This window comes from Frigoribacterium sp. Leaf263 (genome assembly GCF_001422285.1).
In the GTDB taxonomy this organism is placed as follows: domain Bacteria; phylum Actinomycetota; class Actinomycetes; order Actinomycetales; family Microbacteriaceae; genus Frigoribacterium.
On sequence record NZ_LMMO01000001.1, the window covers coordinates 49,404 to 72,926 of the forward strand.

24 protein-coding genes and 1 pseudogene are annotated in these 23,523 nt (G+C 71.0%); 13 read left to right on the plus strand and 12 right to left on the minus strand.

What is annotated here, in order from left to right; genetic code table 11:
- The first annotated feature begins 3 nt into the window (after positions 1-3).
- Positions 4-1,059 (plus strand): aldo/keto reductase, encoded by a 1,056-nt coding sequence (locus ASF17_RS00225; RefSeq protein WP_055794128.1) that lies wholly within the window; start codon positions 4-6, stop codon positions 1,057-1,059.
- Between the two features lie 84 nt (positions 1,060-1,143).
- Here ASF17_RS00225 and ASF17_RS00230 read toward each other — a convergent pair whose 3' ends face one another.
- The gene (locus ASF17_RS00230; protein WP_055794130.1) at positions 1,144-2,022 is read right to left on the minus strand and encodes a helix-turn-helix transcriptional regulator; all 879 of its coding nucleotides are present in this window, start codon (positions 2,020-2,022) and stop codon (positions 1,144-1,146) included.
- 154 nt (positions 2,023-2,176) lie between these two features.
- Between ASF17_RS00230 and ASF17_RS00235 the strand changes: the two genes are divergently transcribed.
- Together ASF17_RS00235 and ASF17_RS00240 are read left to right on the plus strand one after the other, a co-directional pair.
- On the plus strand, positions 2,177-3,019 hold the full coding sequence (locus tag ASF17_RS00235) for an SDR family oxidoreductase (protein WP_055795440.1): 843 nt from the start codon (positions 2,177-2,179) through the stop codon (positions 3,017-3,019).
- Positions 3,020-3,077: 58 nt separating this feature from the next.
- Positions 3,078-3,827, plus strand: a complete 750-nt coding sequence (locus ASF17_RS00240; protein ID WP_055794132.1) for an NADPH-dependent F420 reductase — start codon at positions 3,078-3,080, stop codon at positions 3,825-3,827.
- 30 nt (positions 3,828-3,857) lie between these two features.
- On the opposite strand, the gene ASF17_RS00245 is transcribed toward ASF17_RS00240, so the two are convergent.
- The 4 genes from ASF17_RS00245 to ASF17_RS00260 form a co-directional block, all read right to left on the minus strand.
- Positions 3,858-5,825, minus strand: a complete 1,968-nt coding sequence (locus ASF17_RS00245) for a glycoside hydrolase family 127 protein (protein ID WP_055794134.1) — start codon at positions 5,823-5,825, stop codon at positions 3,858-3,860.
- 70 nt (positions 5,826-5,895) lie between these two features.
- Positions 5,896-6,657 (minus strand): carbohydrate ABC transporter permease, encoded by a 762-nt coding sequence (locus tag ASF17_RS00250; RefSeq protein WP_055795442.1) that lies wholly within the window; start codon positions 6,655-6,657, stop codon positions 5,896-5,898.
- 116 nt (positions 6,658-6,773) lie between these two features.
- A complete protein-coding gene (locus tag ASF17_RS00255) occupies positions 6,774-7,754 on the minus strand; it encodes a carbohydrate ABC transporter permease (RefSeq protein ID WP_055794137.1) in 981 nt (326 codons plus the stop codon).
- Between the two features lie 64 nt (positions 7,755-7,818).
- Positions 7,819-9,075 (minus strand): sugar ABC transporter substrate-binding protein, encoded by a 1,257-nt coding sequence (locus ASF17_RS00260; RefSeq protein ID WP_055794139.1) that lies wholly within the window; start codon positions 9,073-9,075, stop codon positions 7,819-7,821.
- Positions 9,076-9,238: 163 nt separating this feature from the next.
- Between ASF17_RS00260 and ASF17_RS00265 the strand changes: the two genes are divergently transcribed.
- Together ASF17_RS00265 and ASF17_RS00270 are read left to right on the plus strand one after the other, a co-directional pair.
- Positions 9,239-10,261 carry a LacI family DNA-binding transcriptional regulator gene (locus tag ASF17_RS00265; RefSeq protein ID WP_055794141.1) on the plus strand — a complete coding sequence of 341 codons (1,023 nt, stop codon included), beginning with the start codon at positions 9,239-9,241 and terminating at the stop codon, positions 10,259-10,261.
- A gap of 139 nt (positions 10,262-10,400) precedes the next feature.
- Positions 10,401-10,613 (plus strand): annotated as a pseudogene (locus ASF17_RS00270) (helix-turn-helix domain-containing protein); the annotation flags it as partial.
- 67 nt (positions 10,614-10,680) lie between these two features.
- On the opposite strand, the gene ASF17_RS00275 reads toward ASF17_RS00270, so the two are convergent.
- The 3 genes from ASF17_RS00275 to ASF17_RS15430 all read right to left on the minus strand — a co-directional run bounded on the left by ASF17_RS00275 (position 10,681) and on the right by ASF17_RS15430 (position 12,729).
- Positions 10,681-11,676, minus strand: a complete 996-nt coding sequence (locus tag ASF17_RS00275; protein WP_055794146.1) for an NADP-dependent oxidoreductase — start codon at positions 11,674-11,676, stop codon at positions 10,681-10,683.
- A 227-nt stretch (positions 11,677-11,903) separates the two neighbouring features.
- Positions 11,904-12,356, minus strand: coding sequence for a GNAT family N-acetyltransferase (locus ASF17_RS00280; RefSeq protein WP_055794149.1), 453 nt, complete (start codon positions 12,354-12,356; stop codon positions 11,904-11,906).
- Between the two features lie 67 nt (positions 12,357-12,423).
- Positions 12,424-12,729 (minus strand): hypothetical protein, encoded by a 306-nt coding sequence (locus tag ASF17_RS15430; RefSeq protein WP_156357235.1) that lies wholly within the window; start codon positions 12,727-12,729, stop codon positions 12,424-12,426.
- Between the two features lie 199 nt (positions 12,730-12,928).
- Between ASF17_RS15430 and ASF17_RS00290 the strand changes: the two genes are divergently transcribed.
- From ASF17_RS00290 to ASF17_RS00305, 4 genes are all read left to right on the plus strand, one after another.
- Positions 12,929-14,155, plus strand: coding sequence for a pyridoxal-phosphate-dependent aminotransferase family protein (locus ASF17_RS00290; protein ID WP_082474935.1), 1,227 nt, complete (start codon positions 12,929-12,931; stop codon positions 14,153-14,155).
- Positions 14,152-15,405 (plus strand): allantoate amidohydrolase, encoded by a 1,254-nt coding sequence (locus ASF17_RS00295; protein ID WP_055794155.1) that lies wholly within the window; start codon positions 14,152-14,154, stop codon positions 15,403-15,405. The genes ASF17_RS00290 and ASF17_RS00295 overlap by 4 nt, the downstream gene beginning before the upstream one ends.
- Positions 15,402-16,262, plus strand: coding sequence for a MurR/RpiR family transcriptional regulator (locus ASF17_RS00300; protein ID WP_235476268.1), 861 nt, complete (start codon positions 15,402-15,404; stop codon positions 16,260-16,262). The genes ASF17_RS00295 and ASF17_RS00300 overlap by 4 nt, the downstream gene beginning before the upstream one ends.
- Positions 16,263-16,325: 63 nt before the next feature.
- On the plus strand, positions 16,326-16,952 hold the full coding sequence (locus ASF17_RS00305; protein WP_055794157.1) for a TetR/AcrR family transcriptional regulator: 627 nt from the start codon (positions 16,326-16,328) through the stop codon (positions 16,950-16,952).
- Positions 16,953-16,974: 22 nt separating this feature from the next.
- Here the strand turns inward: ASF17_RS00305 and ASF17_RS00310 are convergent, their stop codons facing one another.
- A complete protein-coding gene (locus ASF17_RS00310) occupies positions 16,975-17,241 on the minus strand; it encodes a hypothetical protein (RefSeq protein WP_055794159.1) in 267 nt (88 codons plus the stop codon).
- Between the two features lie 201 nt (positions 17,242-17,442).
- Here ASF17_RS00310 and ASF17_RS00315 point away from each other — a divergent pair, with 201 nt between their 5' ends.
- Positions 17,443-17,895, plus strand: a complete 453-nt coding sequence (locus ASF17_RS00315; protein WP_055794160.1) for a VOC family protein — start codon at positions 17,443-17,445, stop codon at positions 17,893-17,895.
- Positions 17,896-17,962: 67 nt separating this feature from the next.
- Here the strand turns inward: ASF17_RS00315 and ASF17_RS00320 are convergent, their stop codons facing one another.
- Both ASF17_RS00320 and ASF17_RS00325 read right to left on the minus strand, forming a co-directional pair.
- Entirely contained in the window at positions 17,963-18,559 is a 597-nt protein-coding gene (locus tag ASF17_RS00320) for a hypothetical protein (RefSeq protein WP_200913395.1), read from the minus strand.
- A gap of 76 nt (positions 18,560-18,635) precedes the next feature.
- Positions 18,636-19,781 carry a zinc-dependent alcohol dehydrogenase gene (locus ASF17_RS00325; protein ID WP_055794163.1) on the minus strand — a complete coding sequence of 382 codons (1,146 nt, stop codon included), beginning with the start codon at positions 19,779-19,781 and terminating at the stop codon, positions 18,636-18,638.
- 671 nt (positions 19,782-20,452) lie between these two features.
- Here ASF17_RS00325 and ASF17_RS00335 point away from each other — a divergent pair.
- The 3 genes from ASF17_RS00335 (at position 20,453) to ASF17_RS00345 (ending at position 22,350) form a co-directional block, all read left to right on the plus strand.
- Positions 20,453-20,815 carry a transporter substrate-binding domain-containing protein gene (locus tag ASF17_RS00335; protein WP_326933889.1) on the plus strand — a complete coding sequence of 121 codons (363 nt, stop codon included), beginning with the start codon at positions 20,453-20,455 and terminating at the stop codon, positions 20,813-20,815.
- Positions 20,812-21,819, plus strand: a complete 1,008-nt coding sequence (locus ASF17_RS00340; RefSeq protein ID WP_055794168.1) for a cation diffusion facilitator family transporter — start codon at positions 20,812-20,814, stop codon at positions 21,817-21,819. Before ASF17_RS00335 ends, ASF17_RS00340 begins: the two co-directional genes overlap by 4 nt.
- 72 nt (positions 21,820-21,891) lie before the next feature.
- Positions 21,892-22,350, plus strand: a complete 459-nt coding sequence (locus ASF17_RS00345) for an MSMEG_6728 family protein (RefSeq protein WP_055795448.1) — start codon at positions 21,892-21,894, stop codon at positions 22,348-22,350.
- Between the two features lie 44 nt (positions 22,351-22,394).
- Here the strand turns inward: ASF17_RS00345 and ASF17_RS00350 are convergent, their stop codons facing one another.
- Entirely contained in the window at positions 22,395-23,444 is a 1,050-nt protein-coding gene (locus tag ASF17_RS00350; RefSeq protein WP_055794170.1) for a LacI family DNA-binding transcriptional regulator, read from the minus strand.
- Positions 23,445-23,523: the final 79 nt, after the last annotated feature.

The window sequence follows — 23,523 nt, forward strand, 5'->3', positions numbered from 1 at the left end:
TCCATGAAGTACCGCATGCTCGGCAGCACCGGCACCAGCGTCTCGAACATCGCCCTCGGCACGATGGGCTTCGGCACCGAGACCGACGAGGCCGAGGCCTTCGCCATCCTCGATCGATTCGTCGAGGCAGGAGGCAACCTCATCGACACCGCGAACGTCTACGGCGGGGGTGCGTCGGAAGAGCTGCTCGGTCGATGGTTCACGAATCGGCCCGGCGACGTCACCGACCGGGTCGTGCTCGCCACCAAGGGACGATTCGGTTTCGGGCCCGACATGAACGATGCGGGCCTCTCGCGCCGGAACCTCGATCGTGCGCTCGGGGGGTCCCTGCGCCGTCTCGGCCTCGACACCATCGATCTGTACCAGCTTCACGGTTTCGACCCGTTGACCCCCGTGGAGGAGACCTTGTCGTTCCTCGACGATGCTGTTCACGCCGGCAGGATCCACTACATCGGCCTGTCGAACTTCACCGGCTGGCAGCTGCAACTCGTGCTCTCCACGGCGAAGGCCATGGGGCTGCAGCTGCCCGTCACCCTGCAGCCGCAGTACAGCCTGGTGTCACGGGAGATCGAGTTCGAGATCGTACCTGCCGCACTGCATTCCGGCATCGGCCTCCTGCCCTGGTCGCCCTCCGCCGGCGGTTTCCTCACCGGCAAATACACCCGTGACGTCCTCAAGCTCGACGGGACTCGCGCGGGCGCGGACAACCCCATGAACGACCACATCTTCGGGGACCTCGCGCGCACGGATCAGAACTGGGCCACCCTCGACGCCGTCAAGGAGATCGCCTCAGAGATCGGGGCGACACCGAACCAGGTCGCGCTCAGCTGGGTCACCGCCCGTCCCGGCGTGACGGCGCCGATCGTCGGGTCGAGGACCTTGGCGCAGTTGGAGGAGAACATCGCCGCCGCTGACCTCGAACTCCCGGTCGAGGCCACGGCGAAGCTGGACGCGGTGAGTGAGCCGACCCCGAACGACTACCCGTACGGACCATTCGGGGTGAAGCAGCGCGACCGCTACGTCGACTCGAGCGAGCAGGCGATTCAGGAACTCTTCTGAGCCGGTCTCGTCACGACCCTCGCGTGCGGCCCGCCATGACCATCGTCCGGGCGGGCCGCACCCGCTTCTGCGTCTTCGTCCGCGTCAGGGTCGTGGGGGCTGCGACGTCGTGGCGGTGGCGATGAGGTTGCCCAGCAGCTGCAGGGCAGTCGCCGACGCGGAGGCCGGTTCGGCGGTGAAAGCGACGAGTTGCAGACCGGGTCCGCCGGTGACGTCGAGTGCCTGGTAGTCCAGCTCGACATCCCCGAGGGTGTCGTGGTGGAGGCGCTTCATCCCCGTGCGGTGCTCTCGGACGTCATGTGAGCCCCAGAGGGCGCGGAACGCGTCGCTTCGCGTCGAGAGCTCGCCGACGAGGTCGCTGAGCTCGCGATCGAAGGGCGCCCTGCCGGTCTCGACGCGCAGCAGGGCGACGAGCTGGTCGGCCGATTCATCCCAGTCACGGTAGAAGCCGGTGCTCCGGGGGTCGAGGAAGAGGTAGCGGGCGAAGTTCGGCGTCCGCTCGGCGTCGTCGAACATCTGGTCGAAGAGGGCCCTGGCCATCGCGTTGGTTCCGAGCACATCGAGGCGGCCGTCCTGCACCAGGGCAGGGACGCCGGTCAGGGCGTCGAGCAGTTGCTGTACGGACGGCGCGACCGCGCGTGGACGTGCTGGAGCGCGCCTCCTCACGGGTCGGACGCCGTCGTTGGCCGCCCGGACCAGGTCGTGCAGGTGCGCCCGCTCGGTGTCGTCGAGGCGGAGGGCTCGGCTGACGCCATCGATGATCCCCTCGGAGACACCCGAGGCGTTGCCGCGCTCGAAGCGCACGTAGTACTCGGCGCTCATGCCCGCCAACAGTGCGACCTCCTCACGGCGGAGGCCTGCCACGCGGCGACGTCCGCCGAAGTCGGGCAGGCCGACCTGCTGGGGCGTGAGACGTGCGCGCCGCGACGTGAGGAAGTCGCGGATGTCGTGTGGCTGTTCCATGCACCGAATGTAGGCGTCCCCCGGGGTGGCAGGGGGGTTCTCGCAGGGACCGTGTAGGGCGGGTCTGTCTCGGTCACGGGTGGTGTCGTTGACTGGGGACATCGCCACCGCGGACCGGAATCATCACGGCCCGCTCGACAAGAAGGACATCATCATGGCTGACAAGAACGTCTGGTTCGTCACCGGTGCGAGCCGCGGGCTCGGCACCGACATCGCCCGCGCCGCTCTCGCCGCAGGACACTCCGTCGTCGCGACGGGTCGCGACGCCGCCAAGGTCGAGGCCGCCGTCGGCGCCCACGACGACCTCCTGACCCTCTCCCTCGACATCACCGACCCGGCCGCCTCCGACGCCGCCGTGGTCGCGACCGTGGAGCGCTTCGGTCGCATCGATGTGCTCGTGAACAACGCCGGCAACTTCTACGCCGGGTTCTTCGAGACGCTGACCCCCGAGCAGATCCGTGCTCAGATGGAGACGAACTTCTTCGGCCCCTTGAACGTCACCCGGGCCGTGCTGCCCCTGCTGCGTGAACAGCGCTCGGGGCAGATCATCACCGTCACCTCGACGGCGGCCTTCGTCGGTGGCGCGTTCACATCCGCCTACGCCGCGTCGAAGTTCGCACTCGAGGGCTGGGCGGAGTCGCTCGCCCCCGAGCTCGAACCGTTCGGCATCTCGTCGATGACTGTCGTTCCCGGCTTCTTCCGCACCGAGCTGCTCGTCGAGGGTTCGTCGACGCTCTGGCCCGAGATCGAGATCGCTGACTACGCCGAAGGCACCGCCCAGACCCAAGCCGCCTTCCGCGGCATGAACGGGCAGCAGGGCGGCGACCCCGCCAAGCTCGCCGACGCTCTCGTCCAGCTCTCGGACGGTGACGCACTGCCGGCGCGCTTCGTCGCCGGCGCCGACGCCATCGGCGGCATCGAGCAGAAGCAGGCCCTCGTGCAGCAGCAGATCGAGGCGAACCGGGCCCTGTCCGAGTCGCTCTCGCACGACTCCTGACCCACCCCGCCCCTCCTTCTCTCCCATCCCTTCTTCGCTCTTCACGAAAGGCACGACCATGGCAGCACCCCTCGGCATCATCGGCTCCGGTGCGATCGGCAGCACCCTCGCTCGCCTCGCGATCGCAGCCGGCCTCGACATCGTCATCAGCAACTCCCGCGGGCCGGAGAGCCTGACCGGACTCGTCTCCGAGCTCGGTCCGCGTGCCCGGGCGGCGACCGTCGTCGACGTGGCCCGCGAGGCCGACATCGTGATCACGGCGATCCCGCTGGCCGCCGCGACCGACCTGCCCGCTGAAGCCCTGGCCGGCAAGATCGTCCTCGACACGACGAACTACTACCCGCAGCGCGACGGCCGGATCGCGGCCCTCGACTCGAACGAGTCGACGGCCAGCGAGCTCGTCCAGGCGCACCTCGCCGACTCGCACGTCGTCAAGGTCTTCAACGCCATCACCTTCGCGAGCCTCGGCAACGGTGCACGGCCTGTGGGCGACCCCGAACGCAGCACCCTGCCGATCGCGGGTGAGGACGCCGAGGCCAAGGCCCGAGCAGCCGAGGTCGTCAGCACCCTCGGGTATGACACACTCGACACCGGCAGGCTGGCGGACAGCTGGCGCTTCGAGCCCGGCACGCCGATCTACTGCGACCCGTACATGCCGGCCTGGCCGACGGAGAAGCTGCCCTTCGACGAGCTGCTCGCGTGGCTGCTGTCCGCGCCCGTGATCACCATGTCCCCGGAGCGTGCCCAGGAGCTGATCGACAGCGCCGTCCGCGGTGCGGCCGGCGGGTACTTCCCCGAGACCGCGTAGCCGGATGGCCCGCCGTCGTCCCCTCTCGGTCTAGGCCTCGAGGTCGTCCACCGGGAGCCAGACCCGCATCGTCGACGGGCCGCGGTTGCCCCACGTGGCGTAGGGCACGAGCTCCACGCTGCCCAGAGAATCGGCGGTCGCGGTGGAGCGGCCGTAGGGCCATCCGCCGGCAGGCGTGCGGCTGCGCGAAAGCTCGACCCGGGCACCGGCCGGCGTCGTGACCGGGTCGACGGTCGTGTCGACGAGCACGTCGTTCACGGTGCCGGAGGGCAGGTCGGTCGACTCGAGCGCGAGCACGAGGGGTCCTCTCTGAACGGCGACCTGGCCGCGCGCGGCGTCGATGCGAGCATCCGGTCGGACCCACTCGGCAGGGGTCGGCAGATCGAGCACGACGACGTCGCCCGCCGAGAAGCGGCGGCGGACGACGATCGTCGGCCCCTGGGCCTCTCCGGCCTCCTCGCCGGGCAGTGCCACCGTCACCGCGGAACCGTCGGCCCAGGAGGGGACACGGAGAGCGAGCTCCACCTCGCGGTCGACGTCGCCGCGCCACGTCACCGCGACTCGCCCGTCGAGGGGGTATCCGCTCGTGACCGACAGCGCCACGGGCGTGCCGTCGTCGAGCACGGTGTCGACGTCGTAGCTGCCGTACTGGTGCAGCTGCACCCCGTCGGCCGTGCGAGTGGCGAAGAACTGCTCGACGCTGGCCAGCGTGCGGGCCACGTTCGTGGGGCAGCACGACACCTCGAACCAGGGCGCGCGCAGGCTGGACAGGGCGCGGGCGTTCAGCTCGTCCTCGTCGGGCTCGACGCCCTCGGTCCTCTGGTGGAGCGTGTTCGTGTAGAAGAACGCGCGCCCGTCCTCGCGCGGCGAGGCGAGAACCACGTTCAGCAGGGTCCGCTCGATCAGGTCGGCGTACCGGGCGTCGCCATCGGCGAGCAGCAGCCGCCAAGAGAGCATCGTCGAGGCGATGCCCGCGCAGGTCTCGGAGTAGGCGCGGTCGGGCGGCAGCTCGTGGTCGGCGCCGAAGGCCTCGTCCTGGTGGTGGGAGCCCATGCCGCCCGTGACGTACGTGCGGGCCGCGACGGTCGCCTCCCACTGTCGACGGACCGCATCGGCGAGCTCGTCGTCCCGGGTCTCGACCGCGACGTCGAGAGCGCCCGCCGCGAGGTAGAGGGCCCGGACCGCGTGACCGCGCAGCACGTCGGCGTCGCGCACCGGCACGTCGTCCTGGAAGTACTCGGAGCCGTACTCGATCTGGCCGAGCAGCCCGTGCCCTCGCCGCTCGACGAAGAGGCGGGCGAGCTCGACCCAGCGCGGTTCGTCGAGGGCGCGGCCGAGCTCGGCCAGGGCGACCTCCACCTCCGGGTGCCCGCAGATCGCGACCCTGCCCTCAGGGCCGAAGACGGACCACAGGTGCTCGGCGAGACGGCGACCGACCTCGACCAGGCGGGGCGAGGCGCCGGTGCGCTCGGCGGCGACCACGGCCTGCAGCAGGTGGCCCATCGAGTACAGCTCGTGGCCCCACTCGAGGTCGCTCCACCGTGGGCGCTGCCAGGCACGGCCGAAGCTCGTGTGCAGGTAGCCGTCGTCCTCCTGCGCTGCGGCCACCCGGTCGACGAGGGCGTCGTAGCGGGCCTGCAGGGCCGGTTCGCGCTCGCGTCCGAGCTCCCAGGCCATGCCCTCGAGGAGCTTGTAGACCTCCGAATCGACGAACTCGATCCCGGAGTGCTCCCAGGGGGTGCCGGGATCGCCGAGGCCGGCCGCGGCACGGTCGAAGTTGCCCGTCCAGCCGATGCGCTCCATCCAGTCCTCGCAGTGGCGCAGCACGACGTCGGCGTTAAGGGCCTGCTTCTCGGCCCAGAAGCCGTCGGTGAGGCGGATCTCGGTCGCGTCGAGCGGGGTCAGCGTCGAGGAGGACGGCGAGACGGTTCCCGCGAACCGGCGGGCGCCGGCGACGGCTGACGAGGAGGTGCGGGTGGCGGGAGCAGTGGTGGTCACGTGAGTTCTCCGAGTGGTGAGGGAGGGGAGACGAGCGGGGGAGGAGATGCTGGCGCTCTCGGCGCCGGTGTCAGTCCTTGACGGCTCCGGCGGTGACGCCGGCGGCGACGTAGCGCTGGGCGACGACGAGCAGGACGGTGGCGGGGATCGACGCGACGACGGCGGTCGCCATGATCGAGTTCCACTCCTGGTTGTTGTTGCCGATGTACCGGTAGATGCCGAGGGTGATCGTCTGCGCGTCGCCGCCGCTGTTCAGGGTCGACGAGAACACGAAGTCCGACCAGGCCCACAGGAACGCGAAGAGCCCGACGGTCACGGCCGAGTTGCGGCTCACGGGCAGGACGATGGACCGGAAGGTGCGCCACGCCCCGGCGCCGTCGAGCTTCGCGGCGCTCATCAGCTCGTCGGGGATGCCCCGCATGAAGGCCGTGAAGATGAGCACGCCGAAGGGCACCGCCAGGGTCGAGTCGGCGATGACGAGTCCCCACCACTGGTTGAGGATCCCCAGGTTGAGGTAGATCGCGTAGAAGCCCATGGCCATGATCACCTGGGGGATCATCTGCGCGACGATCATCACGAAGCTCAGCGCGCCTCCTCCGACCGGTCGGAGCTTCGCGAGCGAGTACGCGGCCGGTGCCGAGAGGGCCACCGTCACGACGACGGTGCCGAGGCCCACCAGCAGGCTGGTGCCGAGGTAGGGCAGCTGCTCGGCGACGACGGCCCGGTAGCCGTCGAGGGTCGGCGCGGAGGGGAACCACGACGGCGGACTCTGCCGCATCTGCGCGGTGGGCGTCAGCGAGACGTTGATCATCCAGTAGATCGGGAACAGCATGATCGCGGTCAGCACGACGCCGATCAGGGTGGTGGCGAGGCTGCGGCGTCCGGCACGACCCGAGGAGGCGCGGCGGGCGGCGGAGGTCGGGGCGGCGGCCGGCCGGATGGTGGCGCTCATGACCGGTCCTGCTTCCTCTGCACGCGCAGGTAGACGAACCCGCAGACCAGGGCCATGACGATCAGCAGGTTGCCGACCGCGGCGGCGGGGCCGAAGGAGGGGAGGGTGGAGCCGAAGCCCAGCTGGTACGACCAGATGGCGAAGGTGGTCGAGGCGTCCCCGGGCCCGCCGCGGGTCATGATCCAGATGATGTCGAACACCTTCAGCGTGTAGACGAGTCCGAGCAGGATGGTGATGGCGGAGACCGGGCGCAGCAGCGGGAACGTGATGCGCCGGAAGACCTGCCAGGCGTTCGCCCCGTCGAGCGCGGCCGCCTCGTAGATGTCGCCGGGGATGTTCTGCAGGCCGCTGTAGAGGATGACCAGGTTGAACGGGATCCCGATCCAGATGTTGGCGATGATGACGCTCGTCAGCGCCCACTGCGGAGAGGTCAGCCAGTTGACCTGGTCGCCTCCGAGGGTGCGGATGACCGAGTTGACGACGCCGCTCTCGCTGTTGAGCATCCACGACCAGGTCGATGCGCTGACGATCAGCGGCAGCAGCCACGGGACGAGGAACAGCGCCCTGAGAGTCGAGGAGAGCGGGAACCTCTGGAAGAAGAACACGGCGAGGGCCATGCCGATCGTGAACTGGAACGCGATCGAGACACCCGTGAAGAGGAGGGTGTTCATCAGGGCCGGGCCGAAGGTCGGGCTGGCGAACACGTCGGCGAAGTTCTCGAGGCCGATGAAGGGGGCCGTGCCGTCGATGAACGACCGGACCGTGTAGTCGTGCGTCGAGAGGTCGACGTTCCGGACGAGCGGCCAGACGTAGAAGACGGCGAGGTAGGTGACGACGGGGGCGAGGAACGCCCAGGCGGTGAGCTGGGAGGCGCCTGGTCCGCGTCGGCGCCGGGGCCCGGCGCCGGGGAGGCCGGGGTCCGGGTCCGGCCTCCCCCCGGGCGGTGCCTCGCGACGTTCCATCGTGTCGATGCTCATGGTGCTGCTCCTCGTCGTCGGGCGTCGTCCGGTGCGGTGGGTGGTCAAGTGGGTGTCGGTGCGGTCACTCGGTGGCGGACGCGGCGGCCTGCTGCGCCTCCTTCAGGGCGTCCGCGGGGTCGGATGACCCGCTGAGGCTGTTCTGCACGGCCTTCCAGAGCTGCTCCGAGATCTTCGGGTAGTCCGTGCCCAGGTCGTCGCTCGTGCGGCCCTTGGCATCGGCGACCGCGGTGACCCACGGCTCGAGATCGGGGTCGGTCGCGACCTGCTCGGTCTGAGCGTCCTTCGTGGGGGCGACGTACGACAGGGTCGTGTCCGTGGCGACGAGGTTGTCGGTGCTCGTGAGGCACGACTGGATCTTCTCGCTCACCTCGTACCGGGCGTCGTCGCTCTGCACGGGGACGGTCAGGAACTCGCCACCGGTGGGGGCGGGGGCCGCGCCGCCGTCCTTCGACGGGATCGAGATGATGCCGTAGTCGATGCCGGACTCCTTCACGCCCGCGAGCTGCCAGGTGCCGTTCTCGCTGAACGCGTACTCGCCGGTGAGGAACTCCTGCCAGCTCGTGGTCTGCGTGTTGTTGATCACCGAGTTCGGGGCGTAGCCCTTCTCGACCCAGTCGGTCCAGAGGGTCAGAGCCGAGACGGCGTCGTCCGAGTCGAGTTCGGTGAGATCGGCGCCGGAGCCCCAGTACCAGGGCAGGAACTGGAAGCTGCCCTCCTCGGTTCCGATGCCCGAGAACGTGATCCCCTTGCCTCCGGAGGCGGAGACCGCCTCGAGGGCGGAGATGAGGCTGTCCCAGTCGGTGATCGACGCGGGGTCGACCCCGGCGGCGTCGAGGACGGTCTTGTTGTAGTACAGCGCGAGCGTGTTGGCGCCGATGGGGACGCCGTAGGTCTTCCCGTCGAGCTGGCCTGCGGCCAGGATGTTCGCCTCGATCGTCGAGGTGTCGGCGCCCGTCTCGTCGGTGTCGGTGAGCAGGCCCGCTTCGGCGAGGGTCGAGACGACCGGGTTGTCGACGAGGAGCAGATCGGGCGAGTTGCCCTGCTGTCCCGCGAGCAGGGCCTTGCTGGTGAGGTCGGAGGTGTCGTAGCCGGTGCGCTCGACCGTCACGCCCGCTTCCGTGCCGCACTTCTCGATGAGCTTCGCCCAGTCGCTGGTGTCGTCGAACTGGGGGTACGGGTCCCAGAACGTGTAGGTGCCGGAGGCGGCGTCGGACGAGCCGCCGCCTGCCCCGCCGGCGCAGCCGGTCAGGGCCAGGGTGGCGGCGGCCAGGCCGACCATCGCCACGGCGGTGCGCTTGCTGCGGATGAACGAGATCACAGGAGGTTCCTCTCTGAACTGCTGCGGGTGCTCCATCAGAGGGCCCGGCAGGTGCAGCACAGGGCGCTCATCGTCGAGAGCAACGAGACCGAAACTGGTTTCGGGAGTGAAGTTACACGGCACGCAGTTGCCCGTCAATGCCCAAGTGAACTAATTTCGGTACATGACCACTGCAGGAGAGGGCAAGGCGATGGCGTCGCCCGTCACGCTGGCTGATGTGGCACGAGCTGCCGGAGTCTCGGTCGCCACGGCGTCCAAGGCGCTGAACGGCCGGGCCCAGGTGCGCGAATCGACCCGCGTCAGGGTGCAGGAGGCTGCTGCGGCTCTCTCGTTCACCCCCAACTTCTTCGCCCAGGCGCTGAACTCGGCGCGGACGGGCACGATCGGGATGGTCACGAGCGACCTCGACAACCGCTTCGTGCTCCCGGTGCTGCTCGGCGCCGAGGACGCCTTCGGCTCGGGTTCGCTCTCGGTGCTGCTCGCCGACGCCCGGGACGACGCGCTCCGCGAGCAGCTCCACCTGCAGACGCTCCTCACGCGCCGAGTCGACGGGCTGCTCATCGTCGGTCGGACGACGAATCCGCGCCCGCCCGTCCCTCTGCTCGCTGACGTCCCCGTCGTCTACGTCTACGCCCCGTCGAGCGACCCGAAGGACGCGTCGTTCACTCCGGACAACGTGCAGGCCGGACGACTGGCGGCGGAGCATCTGATCGAGAAGGGTCGGACCCGCATCGCCCTGATCAACGGCGAGGCCTCGTACGCCGCCGCTCGTGATCGCGCGGCGGGTGTCCAGCAGGCTCTGACGGCGGCGGGGCTAAAGATGGTCGGCGGCACCGCTCTCTTCGGGCAGTGGGGCGAGGGCTGGGGTCGCGACTGCGCGCGCCTCCTGGTCCGGGGCGGCGAGCCGGTCGACGCGATCATCGGAGGCAGCGACCACATCGCCCGGGGCGCCATCGACGCCCTCCGCGACGAGGGCGTGCGGGTTCCCGAGGACATCTCCGTGGTCGGCTTCGACAACTGGGATCTGCTGGTCCGCGAGTCGCGACCGCCCCTGACGAGCATCGACATGTCGCTCGAGGAGCTCGGCCGCGCCGCCGCTCAGCACCTCGTCGACGCCATCGGCGGCGCACCGTCACCGGGCGTCGTCGCCGGTCCGGTACGACTGGTCGTCCGAGACTCGGCCTGACCGCGGGCGGAGGTGCTCGACCCTGTCCGGTCGATCAGCTGATCGCCGGCCGCCGGACCGGGTGTCGGCGAGGTGGGATGGAGAGGGGTGCACTGACCGTGCATCCCGAAGACGGCCCGCGGGTCGTACGGTCGTCGTCATGGACAACAGGAGCGAGGTGCGGGACTTCCTCACGACGAGTCGCGCCCGTGTGACTCCGGAGCAGGTCGAGCTGCCCGGCGGCCCGGGGCGTCGCGTGCCCGGCCTGCGACGGGCCGAGGTGGCGATGCTCGCGGGTGTCAGCGTCGAGTACTACTCGCGCCTCGAGCGAGGCGATCTCAAGGGGGTCTCCGACGCCGTGCCCGAGGCGGTCGGCTGATCCTGCACCGGGTGTCAGCTCGGCTCCTCCTGCCGGTGACGCGCGTCCGTGGTGGTGCGTGCTACGGGAGGGTGACGACGGCCTTGCCGCGGATGCGGGTCTTCCCGAGGGCGTCGAGTGCTGTCGCGGTCTCGGCGAACGGGTGGGTGGCGCCGACGACCGGTCGGATGACTCCAGCGTCGACGAGTGCTGCGATCTCGGCCAGCTGACCGCCGTCGGCGCGCATGAAGAGGAACTCGTACGAGACGCCGAGCTTCTTCGCCCGGGCCCGCACCGTGCGGCTGAGCCCGGCGATCGCCAGGCGCAGGACCGGGTTCAGCCCGGCGGCCTTCGCGAAGGCGGGGGTGGGTGGTCCCTGGATGCCGATCGCGAGACCGCCGGGGCGGAGCACCCGCAGCGATTTCGCGAGGTTCTCGCCGCCGAGGCTGTCGAGGACGAGGTCGTAGCCGGTGAGCTCCTCCTCGAAGTCCTGGGTCCGGTAGTCGATGACGACGTCGGCGCCGAGATCGCGGAGGAAGTCGGAGTTCGCCGAGGAGGCGGTGGTCGCGACGTGCGCTCCGAGGTGCTTCGCGAGCTGGATCGCGATCGTGCCGACGCCGCCGGCGCCCGCGTGGATCAGCACCTTCTGGCCGGGCCCGACGTTCCCGCGCTCGACGAGGGCCTGCCAGGCGGTCAGGGCGACGAGGGGGAGGGACGCGGCCTCGACGGTGCTGATCGTGGTCGGGGCGAGGGCGACGTCGGCTTCGTCGACGGCGATCCGCTCGGCGAAGGTGCCGATGCGGGGATCACGGGGTCGGGCGAAGACCTCGTCGCCGGGCTTCAGGCTGCGGACGGAGCCGCCGACCTCGATGACCGTCCCGGCGACGTCGTGGCCGAGGACGAGGGGCGCCTTGTAGGGGAGGATCAGCGTGAACTCGCCCTCGCGGATCTTCGCGTCGAGGTGGTTGAGGCCGGCGGCTGCGACGTCGATCAGGACGTCGTGGTCGCCGAAGGTCGGCTCGGGGACGTCGACCTCGTGCAGGGGCTGCTTGTAGGCGTCGAAGGCGAAGGCTCGCATGAGGGGATCTCCTGATGAACTGAGGCGGGTGGTGCCGAGGACGCCGCGGGCGCGCCGTATCCGACTGAGCTCAATACTGAGTGCACTCAAGAACTTTGTCAAGGCGTCGGCGTCAGGGGGCGGCGTGAGTTCCATGCCCGAGGTGCTCGCCGTCGCGCCCGACCGGCGGCGACGTCGTCGTCGTCGACCTGTTCAGCAGGCGACCACGGGCCGCTCCGCTCCGGGTCTCAGAGGTGCTTCTCCATGCAGTAGCTCGTCGGGTCGTCCGCGTACGTCCCGAAGCGGGGGATCTGCTCGTAGCCGAGCTTCTCGTACAGCGCGATCGCCGCGACCTGAGGCAGCCCGGTCTCGAGCTGCACCGTGGTGATGCCGGAGGCCCGTGCGTGCGCCTCGAGCGCCTCCAGGAGGCGCCGCCCGATGCCGAGCCCCCGGGCGGCGTCGGTGACGAACATCCTCTTGATCTCGGCCGAACCGTCGCCGCGGTCGACGAGGGCCGCCGTCCCCCTCGCGGCGCCGTCCTCGCGAGCGACGAAGAGCGAGACGTCGTCGGCCTCGAGGGCTGCGAGATCGAGTCCGTAGTAGCTCTCGGCCGGGTAGAGCGAGAGGGCGAACTCGTCGCCCTGGCGCAGCAGGGCGATGACGTCGTCGGACTGCGGGCTCTCGATGCGGATCGTGGGCATGAGTCATTCTAGGAACGGACCGGCCGGACGCCGACCGCCCGACATCACGGCGTCCCGAGGTCGACGGCTACGACAGAGCGCCGTCGCGACGCTCGGCCGGGACGCCGTTCACCTGCGCCCAGGCCAGCTCGAGCTGGGCGACGACCGCGCGCGGGATGACGACCGTGACCCTCTTGCCCCGCACCAGCGCCGTGATGGTGGTCTCCTGGCGATCCGTGACCCGCGACAGCACCTCAAACCCCGCGGGTTCGACCCGGGTCATCGACAGCGGCCCGGTCGATCGGGCGGGCGCGGAGCCCCACAGCAGATACCCCTCATGGGTCTCGGCCGCGTAGGCGACACCTCGGGCTGTCCACTCCGCACGAAAAGGCACACCGGAGTCTACTGGCACCGCCCCCGACCCGAGCCGGGCGTCCGGCGCGCCGACCGGGCGTCCGGCCCGCCGAGCCGCACCCGCCGCCCAGCGCCGCACTGCACGGCCCGGGCAGTTCACGTGCCTGAAACACGGGTTGCGTATCATCTCCAGGGTGAAACGCGTCTTCCAGCAGATCGATCCCCCCGCTCGTCTGTTGATGGGCCCCGGCCCGATCAACGCCGACCCGCGCGTGCTGCGCGCCATGTCCGCGCAGCTCGTCGGTCAGTACGACCCGGCGATGACCGCCTACATGGACGAGACCCAGGCCCTCTACCGCGAGGTCTTCCAGACGGCCAACGAGCAGACGGTCCTCGTCGACGGCACGTCGCGCGCCGGCATCGAGGCCGCGCTGGTGTCGCTGATCGAGCCGGGCGACCGCGTGCTGGTGCCGGTCTTCGGGCGCTTCGGGCACCTCCTGCGCGAGATCGCCGAGCGGTGCGGAGCCGAGGCGCACACGATCGAGGCGCCGTGGGGCCAGGTCTTCACGCTCGAGCAGATCACCGCCGCGATCGAGCGGGTCAGGCCCTCGCTGCTCGCCGTCGTGCACGGCGACACCTCGACCACCGTCGCCCAGCCGCTCGAGGGTCTCGGCGAGGTCTGCGCCGAGCACGGCGTGCTGTTCTACACCGACGTCACCGCGTCGATCACCGGCAACGCGTTCGCCACCGACGAGCTCGGCCTCGACGCCGTCACCGCCGGGCTGCAGAAGTGCCTCGGCGGCCCCTCCGGGTCGGCCCCCGCCACGTTCTCGCCGCGAGCGGTCGAGGCGATCCGCGCCCGGACGTCGGTCGAGGCCGGCATCCGCGGCGAGGGCGACGTCACGAGCAGCCGTCGCATCGCCTCGAACTACTTCGACCTCGCGATGATCTTCGACTACTGGGGCCCGCAGCGACTGAACCACCACACCGAGGCGACGACCATGCTCTACGGCGCCCGGGAGTGCGCCCGACTGGTGGTCGACGAGGGTCTCGACCGCACGATCGCCCGGCATGCGCTGCACGGCTCGGCCATGCTCGCCGGGGTGCAGGGCCTCGGGCTCGAGGTCTTCGGCGACCTCGCGCACAAGATGAACAACGTCGTCGCCGTCGTGATCCCCGACGGGGTCGACGGCGACGCCGTGCGCGGCGCGATGCTGACCGACTTCGGCATCGAGATCGGCACCTCGTTCGGTCCGCTGCATGGCAAGGTGTGGCGCATCGGCACGATGGGCTACAACGCCCGCCGCGACACCGTGCTCACGACGCTGTCCGCCCTCGAGGCCGTGCTGCGGCGCGCCGGCGCCCCCGTCACGACGGGCGGCGGGGTGGGTGCCGCCTACGACGTCTACATCGACGCCGACCGCGCGGCGGCCGCGACGACAGGCGGCGCAGGAGGCGCGGCGTGAGCCCCGACGCGCTGACCGTGCTCGAGCGCTGCGACGTGCTCGCCGCCGTCTCGTCGAGCGGCACCGGCCTCACCCGCGTCTACCTCAGCCCCGAGCACGCCCGGGTCAACGAGCTCGCCGCGGGCTGGATGCAGCAGGCCGGCATGACGACGTGGCTCGACGCCGCCGGCAACCAGCGGGGCCGCTACGAGGGCGCGGAGCCCGGGGCGCCCGCGCTGCTCCTCGGCTCGCACCTCGACACGGTGCCCGACGCGGGCCGCTACGACGGCATGCTCGGCGTGCTGCTGGCGATCGCGGTCGTCGAGCGTCTGAACGTCGAGGGGGTGCGCCTGCCGTTCGCCGTCGAGGTCATCGCGTTCGGCGACGAGGAGGGCACGCGCTTCGGCACGGCCCTGCTCGGATCCCGGGCGGTCGCCGGCACGTGGGACGCCGACTGGTGGGGCCTGCTCGACGCGGAGGGCGTGAGTCTGCGCGACGCGTTCGTCGCCTTCGGGCTCGACCCCGAGGCCGTGGGCGACGCCGCGCCTCCTCGGGACTCCGTCATCGGGTACCTCGAGACGCACATCGAGCAGGGGCCCTACCTCGAGGAGGCCGACCGGGCGCTCGCCGTCGTGTCGTCGATCGCGGGGGCGCGCCGCTTCGAGCTGACGATGGAGGGCGTCGCCGGTCACGCCGGAGGGGTGCCGTTCCACCGACGGCACGACGCGCTCGCCGGCGCCGCCGAGGTGGTACTCGCCGTCGAGCGGATCGCCCGCGAGGCCGGGTGCATCGCCACCGTCGGGCGTCTCGAGGCGTTCCCCGGCGGGGTCAACGTGATCCCCGGGCTGGTCGAGTTCAGCCTCGACCTGCGGGCCGAGCACGACGACCGGCGCGACGAGGTCTGGGCCGCCATCGAAGCCGCCGCGGCCACGACCTGCGCCGAGCGGGGGCTCGTCTTCACCGCTCACGAGACCCACTCGGCGCCCGCCGTCGTGGCCTCCCCCCGGCTCGCCGAGGCCGTCCGCGGGGGCATCGTCTCGACGGGTGACGTCGAACCGCTCACCCTCTTCTCGAAGGCGGGGCACGACGCCATGGCGATCGACGCCCTGACCGACTGGGCCATGCTCTTCGTCCGCTGCGGCAACGGCGGCATCAGCCACCACCCCGACGAGATCGTCGATGCGGCCGACGTCGCCGTCGCGCTCGACGCGTTCGAGGCGACCGTCCGCGAGCTGGCCGGGCCCGCACCGTCCTCCGTCGGCGCCGCGTGAGCGACGACGGAGGCGCGGGTCGCGTCGATCCCGCCGCGCCCGCTCCCGAGGGCATCCGCGACCGCATCGACTCCGGCTACGGCGCTCTCAGTCCGCGCGAGCAGCGGGCGGCGGACTTCATCCTCGATCACCTCGACGATCTCGCGGTCTACACCGCGACCGAGATCGCCGAGCACAGCGGGGTGTCGAAGGCGACCGTCTCGCGGCTGTTCCGGCGCCTCGGGTTCACCGACGCGCAGGAGGTCCGCGACCAGGCGAGGGCGTCGCGGAGCCGCGGCGTCCCCGTCGGGCCGGCCGGCGCCTCCTCGGATCTCGTCCGCCACGCGGCCGCCGAGCACCGCAACCTGCAGCGCATGCTCGACGGACTCGCCGACGGCCGACTCGAGCAGGCCGCGAGCCTGATCGCCGGCGCGCGGCGCGTCGTCGTCGCGGGGTTCCGCAACAGCTATCCGGTCGCGTCGCACCTGCGGCAGCAGCTCGTGCAGGCGCGCGACGACGTGCGACTGGCGCCGCAGCCCGGGCAGTCCGTCGGCGAAGAGCTCGCCGGGCTGAGCGAGCGCGACGTGGTGGTGCTCGTCGGATTCCGCCGCCGCCCGGCGGGGTTCGCGGGCCTGCTCGGCGCGCTGGTCGAGCAGGGCGTCCCCGTCGTGCTGATCGGCGACGTGACGGCCCGGGCGACCGGGGTGCTGCGACTCGAGTGCCCCGTCGACAGCGAGTCGCCGTTCGACAGCTACGCCGCGGCGATGAGTCTCGCGGCGCTGCTGGCCTCGGCCGTCCTCGCCGAGCACCCGCGCGCCGGGCGCACCCGCATCGGCGAGATCACGTCGCTCTACGCCGCCCTCGACGAGCTCGAGTAGACGGACGGACGTGCCGGTGCGAGTGGGCTGCCTCGCCCGGTCGTTTCCCCTAGGGTCGGAGGCATGGTGAGCAACGACGACGCCCCGGGCACGCGGCCGCCCAAGGCCGAAGTCCGCGAACGGCTGCTCGTCGCCGCCGCACGGCTGTTCTCCACCGGCGGAGTGCACACCACCACGCTCGACCAGGTGGCCCGCGAGGCCGGCTTCAGCAAGGGCGCCGTCTACTCGAACTTCTCGTCGAAGGGCGACCTCGTCGTCGAGCTGCTGCGCCGCGAGACCGAGGGGGCGCTCCGGGCCCTCGACGACATGATGCTGCCCGGCACCGAGCTGACCTCGCTGCCCGACGCGGTCCGCCGCGCGTTCGAGCCGTATGGCCCGGGCACCGCCGAGGACTTCGCCCTCATGTCGGAGTTCCGATCGCAGGCGCTCGCCGACGAGCGCGTCATGGCGGTCTTCGTCGAGCAGCGCCGCGCGGTGCTCGAGAAGCTGCGCGGGCTGATCGACCAGGTCTTCGCCGGAGGCACGGTGCCGGTGACGGGGCTGTCGTCGGACACCCTCGCGCGCCTCCTGATCGATGTCGCCCTCGGCTCGGCGTTCGACTCGCCCGCGACGGGCGAGGTCTCGCCGGGCCAGGTCATGGGCGAGGTGATCGCGGCGCTGACGCGGAACGCGGCGGGCCCGTCGGCCTAACCTGCCGAAGCGCCTCCCGGTCTCAGCGGTCCGTGGCGGGTGGTCCCTTCCGGGGATGCCGGATCGTCGCGACCGTTCCGATGACGCAGACCACACCCAGGGCCGCCGTGGCGGCCAGCAGCAGACCGCCGCCGACGGATGCGCCTCCGCCCTGCACGATCCCGACGAGATCCTGGACCGCGAACGAGAGCCAGAACACCGCGGCTATGCCCCAGCCGACCGACGACCCCCGGAACGTCGGGCGGTGCAACCGCAGCCGGCCCTTCTGCTGGTCCGCGTTCTCGTCCATGATCGCTCCCTCGCTGTCATCGGCCCTTTCACCGTACGTCGAGCATCACTCGGGTTCAACCCCGGGCTCGAGGGCGGATCAGCGCATCCCGGGCCCGTCGCCCGGCCGGTCACGAGTCCTTGACGCAGGCGCTGGTCGTCGCCATCATGCAGAAGCGATCGACGGCGACCGGCCGCCGGCACCCTCCGAGAGGCGGCCCCGATGCCCACCACGATCTTCGTCAACCTGGCCGTCGCCGACCTGCCCCGGTCGCGGGCCTTCTTCGAGGCGCTCGGCTACTCGATCAACGAGGGGTTCAGCGACGAGAACGCCGTGAGCGTCGTCATCAGCGATACGATCACCGCGATGCTGCTCACCCGCGGGTTCTTCGCGGAGTTCACGAGCAAGGCCATCATCGACGCCACCACGTCGACGGAGGTCCAGCTCGCCCTCAGCGCCGAGAGCAAGGAGGAGGTCGACGCGATCCACGACGAGGCCCTCGCGGCCGGCGCCACCCCCGCCGGCGAGCAGGACCACGGCTTCATGTACTCGAAGAGCTTCGACGACCTCGACGGTCACCACTGGGACTTCGTCTGGATGGACGCGGAGGCAGCGGCCGGCGGGGCGCCGGAGATGTCCCTCGACGAGATGCGGGCGAACACGACGCACAGCTGACGCCCGTACGGACCGCGTCAGCGCCCGTCGATCGTCCCGATCTCGGCATCCGATCCCGCGCCGGGCGTCAGCGCAGGGCGCGGACGAGCTTCGCGGCGAGGCGCACGGTGACGACGCTCGTGACGACCCACGGGCCGGCCACGAGCAGCGGGTCCATCCAGCGGTGGTGACGGTCGACGCGGGTGCGGTCGCGCGACGCGGCCCGCACCTCCTTCCTCGCCTCGGCCGTGATGCCGGTCTCGGTCACCAGGTCGTCGGGCCGCCCGGTGACGAACGACCGCAGGTGCGCCCCCGTCGAATCGACGCGGTCGCCGGCGACGAGCAGCAGCCAGTGCGCCAGGCGGCCTTCGCTGTAGCGGTCGTAGGCGAAGCGGCGGATGACGCCCGACAGGCCGTGCAGCGGCTGGGCCGTGCCGAAGACGGGCGTCACGAAGGCGTGCTCGATCGACCGCTCGCGCCCCTGACTGCCGGGCTGGCGTTCGGGGAACTCCCAGTGTGCCCCGGAGGCGCCGGGCGCGTACTGCAGCTTCGGGTGCGCCGGGCGGTCGGCCGGGTCGAGATCGGCGCCCCAGCCGGGGATCCGGGCTCGCAGCTCCTCGGCCGTGGGGACGTCGCGGGGCTTGGAGGGGAGGTAGGCGAGGGGGATGTCGTCGTGGTCGCTCATGGGCTTCCTCTGCTGCTCGGGGGTGCTGCTGGTGTCGTGACTGCTGGTGTCGGGGCGGTCGCCGGCGCGGGCGGGGTCAGGACCCCGGAACCACGAGGGTCTTGATGTTCCCGTCGAGCTTCGCCGAGAAGAGGTGGTAGCCCTCGGCGATGTGCTCGAGCGGCACGCGGTGGGTGACGATGTCGCTCGGCGTGAAGTGGCCGGCGCGGATGTGCTCGAACAGGCGCGGCCACTGGCGCTTGACCGGGGCCTGGTTCATGCGGAGGGTCAGGCCCTTGTTCATGGCGTCGCCGAACTTGACGGCGCTGAAGATCGGGCCGTAGGCGCCCATCACCGAGACGGTGCCGCCCTTGCGGACGCCGTCGATGGCCCAGTTGAGGGCGATCGGCGAGCCGCCCTGGAGCTTGAGCTTCGCGCTCGTGACGTGCTGGACGAGGTCGCCGTCGGCCTCCGCACCCACCGCGTCGATGACGACGTCCGCACCGAGATGGTCGGTCTGCTTCTTCAGCTCGACCACGATGTCGTCGTGCTCGGCGAAGTTCAGCGTCTCGGCGTGCGCGAAGGTGCGGGCCTTCTCGAGGCGGTACTCGAGGTGATCGACGACGATGACGCGGGCGGCGCCCATGAACCACGCCGACCGTGCGGCGAACAGGCCGACGGGGCCGGCCCCGAGCACGACGACCGTGTCGCCCTGGGCGATCTCGCCGAGCTGCGCCCCGAAGTAGCCGGTGCTGAGCGCGTCGGTCATCAGCAGGGCGTCCTCGTCGGCGATGTCGTCGGGGATGATGCTCGGACCGACGTCGGCGAACGGCACGCGGACGTACTCGGCCTGGCCGCCGTCGTAGCCGCCCGTGGTGTGCGAGTAGCCGTAGATGCCGCCGACCGCGGTGGCGTTCGGGTTGACGTTGTGGCAGTTCGAGTACAGGCCGCGGGCGCAGAACCAGCACGAGCCGCAGTAGATGTTGAAGGGCACCATGACGCGGTCGCCCTTCTTCAGGGTCTCCACCGACGAGCCGACCTCCTCCACGACGCCGATGAACTCATGGCCGAACGTGTGACTGATCCGGGTGTCGGGCATGAGGCCGTGGTAGAGGTGCAGGTCGGAGCCGCAGATCGCCGCGAGCGTCACCCGGACGATCGCGTCGTTCGGATGCTCGATGCGCGGCACGTCCTTCTCCTCGACGCGCACCTTGTACGGGCCCCGGTAGGTCATGGCTCTCATCTGTCGTCTCCCTGTCTCGCGGGCCGACCCCGCGGGGTCGGGCGGCGCCGCACTCGCGCCATCCGTCCAGTCAACGTCGCCCTCCCTCGGGTGGGGCGGAGGCGCCGAGGGGACTTGCCGGGGGCCGCCGGGGCCGCTACCATCCGAGCCCGCTCGGGTCGGGGCCGGAGGCGCGGGTGAGGTCGCCGGTGGCCGTCCTCCGGGACGGCGACGGCGACGCGGGCCGGTGTCCGACGAGGGCGGCGAAGGCCCAGTAGTCCCTGGTGGTGTCGTAGTGGTGACGACAGTGCCGGCACGTCCACCGGACCGAGGGCGTCGCGCTCCCGGGCGTCCTGCCCGCGATCATCGACCCGGTGCACTGGCAGCGTGGGCAGCTGCGCGTGGGAATCGTCATCGATGTCTCCTCATGCCGCGGTGTCGGTCGTGAGGTCGTTGTACTCCGTCGACGCCGGGGGACGCCACCCCTCGACACGGTGCTCCGACGGGCCCGGAGGATGGCGACGCGGAGTCCGTTCGTGGACTCCCCGACTGAGCGGGGTGGGGACGTGTCGAGAGGTCCGATCGTGAGGGCGATGGTCGTCTGCGGGCTGTCCGTGCTCCTCACAGCCGGTTGCGGGGCGACGATCCCCACCGATCCGGACGGCACGCTCGACAGGGCGAGAGGAGGCACGTTGAGGGTGGGTGCCACGGCGAACGGCTCGTGGGTCGATCTCCGCGAGGGGGAGGATCCCGCCGGCCGGGAGCCGGATCTCGTGAGATCGTTCGCGTCGACCCTCGATGCGGACGTGGCCTGGTCCTCCGGAAGCGAGGAGGCGCTGGTCGCCGGGCTGGAGGACGGCGAACTCGATCTCGTCATCGGCGGGCTCTCGGAGGACACCCCGTGGTCCGAGGAAGCGGGGATGACCCGTCCGTACACCGAGAGCATCGACGGACGAGGCGGGACGGTGAAGCACGTGATGCTGGTCCCGCTGGGGGAGAACGCCCTGCTGTTCGAGCTCGACTCCTTCCTGCTCGGTTCGGGCGACCCGCGATGAGGGACGCGACCCGGACGGCGGAGTTCGGCCATACGCAGCTGCCCGACGAGCAACGGGACGCGTTGAGACGAGCCGTCAGGCTGGAGTGGGTCACGATCGGGGTGCTCACCGTGACCGCGACGCTGATGTTCCTGGTGCTCGGCAGCTCGCAGGCGATGCGGGTGGCCTGGATCGAGGACCTGCTCTCGTTCCTGCCGCCGATCGCGTTCCTGATGGCCACTCGGGTGATCCGCCGTCCGCCCACACGCGATCATCCCTACGGTCTTCATCGAGCCACGGGGATCGCCCATCTCGTCGCGGCGGTCGCACTGCTGGTGATGGGCGCCTACCTGATCGTCGATTCGGGATTCAAGCTCGTCATCGCGGAGCATCCGACCATCGGCGGGATCGAGGTGCTCGGACGGACGGTGTGGCTCGGCTGGCTGATGATCGCGACGCTCGCGGTGACCTCCGTCGCCCCGGTGATCCTGGGCCGTGCCAAGCTGACGCTGTCCGAGACGCTGCACGACAAGGTGCTGTACGCCGACGCCGACATGAACAAGGCCGACTGGATGACCGGAGCCGCCGCGATCGCGGGGATCGTCGGGATCGGCGTGGGGTGGTGGTGGGCGGACTCCGTCGCAGCGCTGCTGATCTCGGTGAGCATCCTGCACGACGGCCTGCGGAACCTGAGGGGCGCCGTCGCGGGTCTGATGGACCGACGGGCGAGGACCTACGACGACGAGGCCCCCCACCCTCTGTCCGATCGCATCGACGAGCATCTGACCGCGCTGCCCTGGGTCGAGGAGGCGAGGTCCCGGGTGCGCGATCTCGGGCACGTGTTCCATGTCGAGTCGTTCGTCGTCCCTCTGGAGGGCACGACTCCGTCCCTCGAAGATCTGGAGGCGGCCCGCTCCGAGTGCGTCGACATGGACTGGAAGGTGCAGGACATGGTGATCGTGCCGACAGCCGGGCTCCCCTCCGGGTTCCTGCCGGGCCTCAGCACCTCCGGCCAGGACCACTGAGGCCCCACGCCATCGACCGGGCCGCCCCACGTGCGTGCGACCTCGTCGGTGATCGCCGTGTTGGCTGGGGCGATGCAGACGTTCCTGCCGTACTCCGACTTCCGCCTCAGCGCCGAGGTGCTCGACGACCGCCGCCTCGGCAAGCAGCGGGTCGAGACGCTGCAGGTCATGCGCGCCCTGACGGTTCCGGGCTACGGCTGGCAGCGGCATCCCGTGACGGCCATGTGGCGCGGCCATCGGCCCGCCCTCATGGCGTATCAGGCGGAGACCTGCTCGGTGTGGGTCGCGCGCGGCTTCGCGGACACCTGCCTGGAGAAGACGCTGCTCGCCCTCGACGCGGTGCCCGAGGATGCCGACGCCTACCGCCGCGGCGACATCGTGCCGCCGTCGTGGCTCGGCCGCGAGGACGTGCACCGGTCGCACCGCTCCAAGCTCCTCGCCAAGGCGCCCGAGTTCTACGCCGAGGTCTTCGGAGGCGACCCAGCCGATCTCGAGTACGTCTGGCCCGTGCCGACCGCGGGCGGCGTCTGAGGCGTCGGCGACGAGCCGCACGACGGCCGCGCCTCCTGCCCGGCTCAGACCCCGTCGACCGGCACCTGCAGCGAGCTGCCCCGCACGATCAGGCGGGGTGGCAGCACGACCGTCTCGTGGCGGTGGGTCTCCGGGTTCTCCAGCTCGTCGCGCAGCAGGCGCATCGCCTGGCCGCCCATCTCGACGCCCGGTTGCCCCACCGTCGTCAGGGGCAGGGTCGTGCCCTGCGCGAAGTGGTTGTCGTCGTAGCCGGTGATCGACAGGTCGTCGGGGATGCCGACACCGCCGAGCAGCAGCGACTGGACGATGCCCGAGGCGAGGGCGTCGGAGGCGGCGACGATGCCGTCGGGTCGCGCCGAGGGCTCGTGCGCGACCAGGTCGCGCCCGACGGCCAGCCCGGCCCGGACGGTGAGCGCCGCGGTGGTGATCAGCTCCAGCGGCGCCCCGGCCTCGCGGGTCGCCGCGGAGGCGCCTTCGAACCGGTGACGGACGGCTGTCAGATCCAGAGGACCTCCGACGAAGACGATCCGTCGGCGTCCCTGGTCGAGGAGGTGCTGCGCGGCCAGGCGACCGCCGAGCACCTCGTCGACGACCACGCCGCAGCTCTCGTCGGGCTCACCCGGCCAGTTGACGTGCACCACACGCAGACCGCGCCGGCGCAGACGTCGTGCCTCGTCGAGCGGACCGTCGAACGGGGCGAGGACGATGCCGGCCGCCTGCGCCTGCTCGAACAGCTTCAGGTAGCCGGTCTGCTTGTCGAGATCGACGTCGGAGTTGCCGAGCAGCACCGACTGCCGGCTGAGGTCGGCCTCGCGCTCGACGCCGCGAGCGATGTCCAGGAAGTACGAGTTCCCGAGGTCGACCGCGACGAAACCGACGAGGGTGCCGCGACCCGCGGCGAGCGTCCGGGCCGAGGTGTTCGGCGTGAAGCCGAGCGAGGCGATGGCGTCCTCGACCCGGAGCCTCGTCGCCGGCTTCACCCTCGCCGGGGTGTTGACGACGTTCGAGACCGTCCCCAGCGAGACGCCCGCGAGCCGTGCCACGTCGGCCATGACGGGCGGTCGTCGAGGTGAGGAGGGCGTCGAGGTGGTCATCGTGGCGCCGAGCTTAGCTCGCGACCGGTCTCGGTCGGGTATTGACAAGCCCCATCCGGTGAGTTGATTATGAAGCGCT

Bases quoted from the DNA above. Each gene is read 5' to 3' on its own strand.
- ASF17_RS00325 (WP_055794163.1), bottom strand. From the start codon at position 19,781: ATGAGAGCCATGACCTACCGGGGCCCGTACAAGGTGCGCGTCGAGGAG.
- ASF17_RS00240 (WP_055794132.1), top strand. From the start codon at position 3,078: ATGGCAGCACCCCTCGGCATCATCGGCTCCGGTGCGATCGGCAGCACC.
- ASF17_RS00350 (WP_055794170.1), bottom strand. From the start codon at position 23,444: ATGACCACCTCGACGCCCTCCTCACCTCGACGACCGCCCGTCATGGCC.
- ASF17_RS00265 (WP_055794141.1), top strand. From the start codon at position 9,239: ATGACCACTGCAGGAGAGGGCAAGGCGATGGCGTCGCCCGTCACGCTG.
- ASF17_RS00315 (WP_055794160.1), top strand. From the start codon at position 17,443: ATGCCCACCACGATCTTCGTCAACCTGGCCGTCGCCGACCTGCCCCGG.
- ASF17_RS00305 (WP_055794157.1), top strand. From the start codon at position 16,326: ATGGTGAGCAACGACGACGCCCCGGGCACGCGGCCGCCCAAGGCCGAA.
- ASF17_RS00225 (WP_055794128.1), top strand. From the start codon at position 4: ATGAAGTACCGCATGCTCGGCAGCACCGGCACCAGCGTCTCGAACATC.
- ASF17_RS00230 (WP_055794130.1), bottom strand. From the start codon at position 2,022: ATGGAACAGCCACACGACATCCGCGACTTCCTCACGTCGCGGCGCGCA.
- ASF17_RS00310 (WP_055794159.1), bottom strand. From the start codon at position 17,241: ATGGACGAGAACGCGGACCAGCAGAAGGGCCGGCTGCGGTTGCACCGC.
- ASF17_RS00235 (WP_055795440.1), top strand. From the start codon at position 2,177: ATGGCTGACAAGAACGTCTGGTTCGTCACCGGTGCGAGCCGCGGGCTC.
- ASF17_RS00275 (WP_055794146.1), bottom strand. From the start codon at position 11,676: ATGCGAGCCTTCGCCTTCGACGCCTACAAGCAGCCCCTGCACGAGGTC.
- ASF17_RS00320 (WP_200913395.1), bottom strand. From the start codon at position 18,559: ATGAGCGACCACGACGACATCCCCCTCGCCTACCTCCCCTCCAAGCCC.
- ASF17_RS00250 (WP_055795442.1), bottom strand. From the start codon at position 6,657: ATGCTGTTCCCGATCTACTGGATGATCAACGTCTCGCTGACGCCCACC.
- ASF17_RS00280 (WP_055794149.1), bottom strand. From the start codon at position 12,356: ATGCCCACGATCCGCATCGAGAGCCCGCAGTCCGACGACGTCATCGCC.
- ASF17_RS00290 (WP_082474935.1), top strand. From the start codon at position 12,929: ATGGGCCCCGGCCCGATCAACGCCGACCCGCGCGTGCTGCGCGCCATG.
- ASF17_RS00255 (WP_055794137.1), bottom strand. From the start codon at position 7,754: ATGAGCATCGACACGATGGAACGTCGCGAGGCACCGCCCGGGGGGAGG.
- ASF17_RS00345 (WP_055795448.1), top strand. From the start codon at position 21,892: ATGCAGACGTTCCTGCCGTACTCCGACTTCCGCCTCAGCGCCGAGGTG.
- ASF17_RS00340 (WP_055794168.1), top strand. From the start codon at position 20,812: ATGAGGGACGCGACCCGGACGGCGGAGTTCGGCCATACGCAGCTGCCC.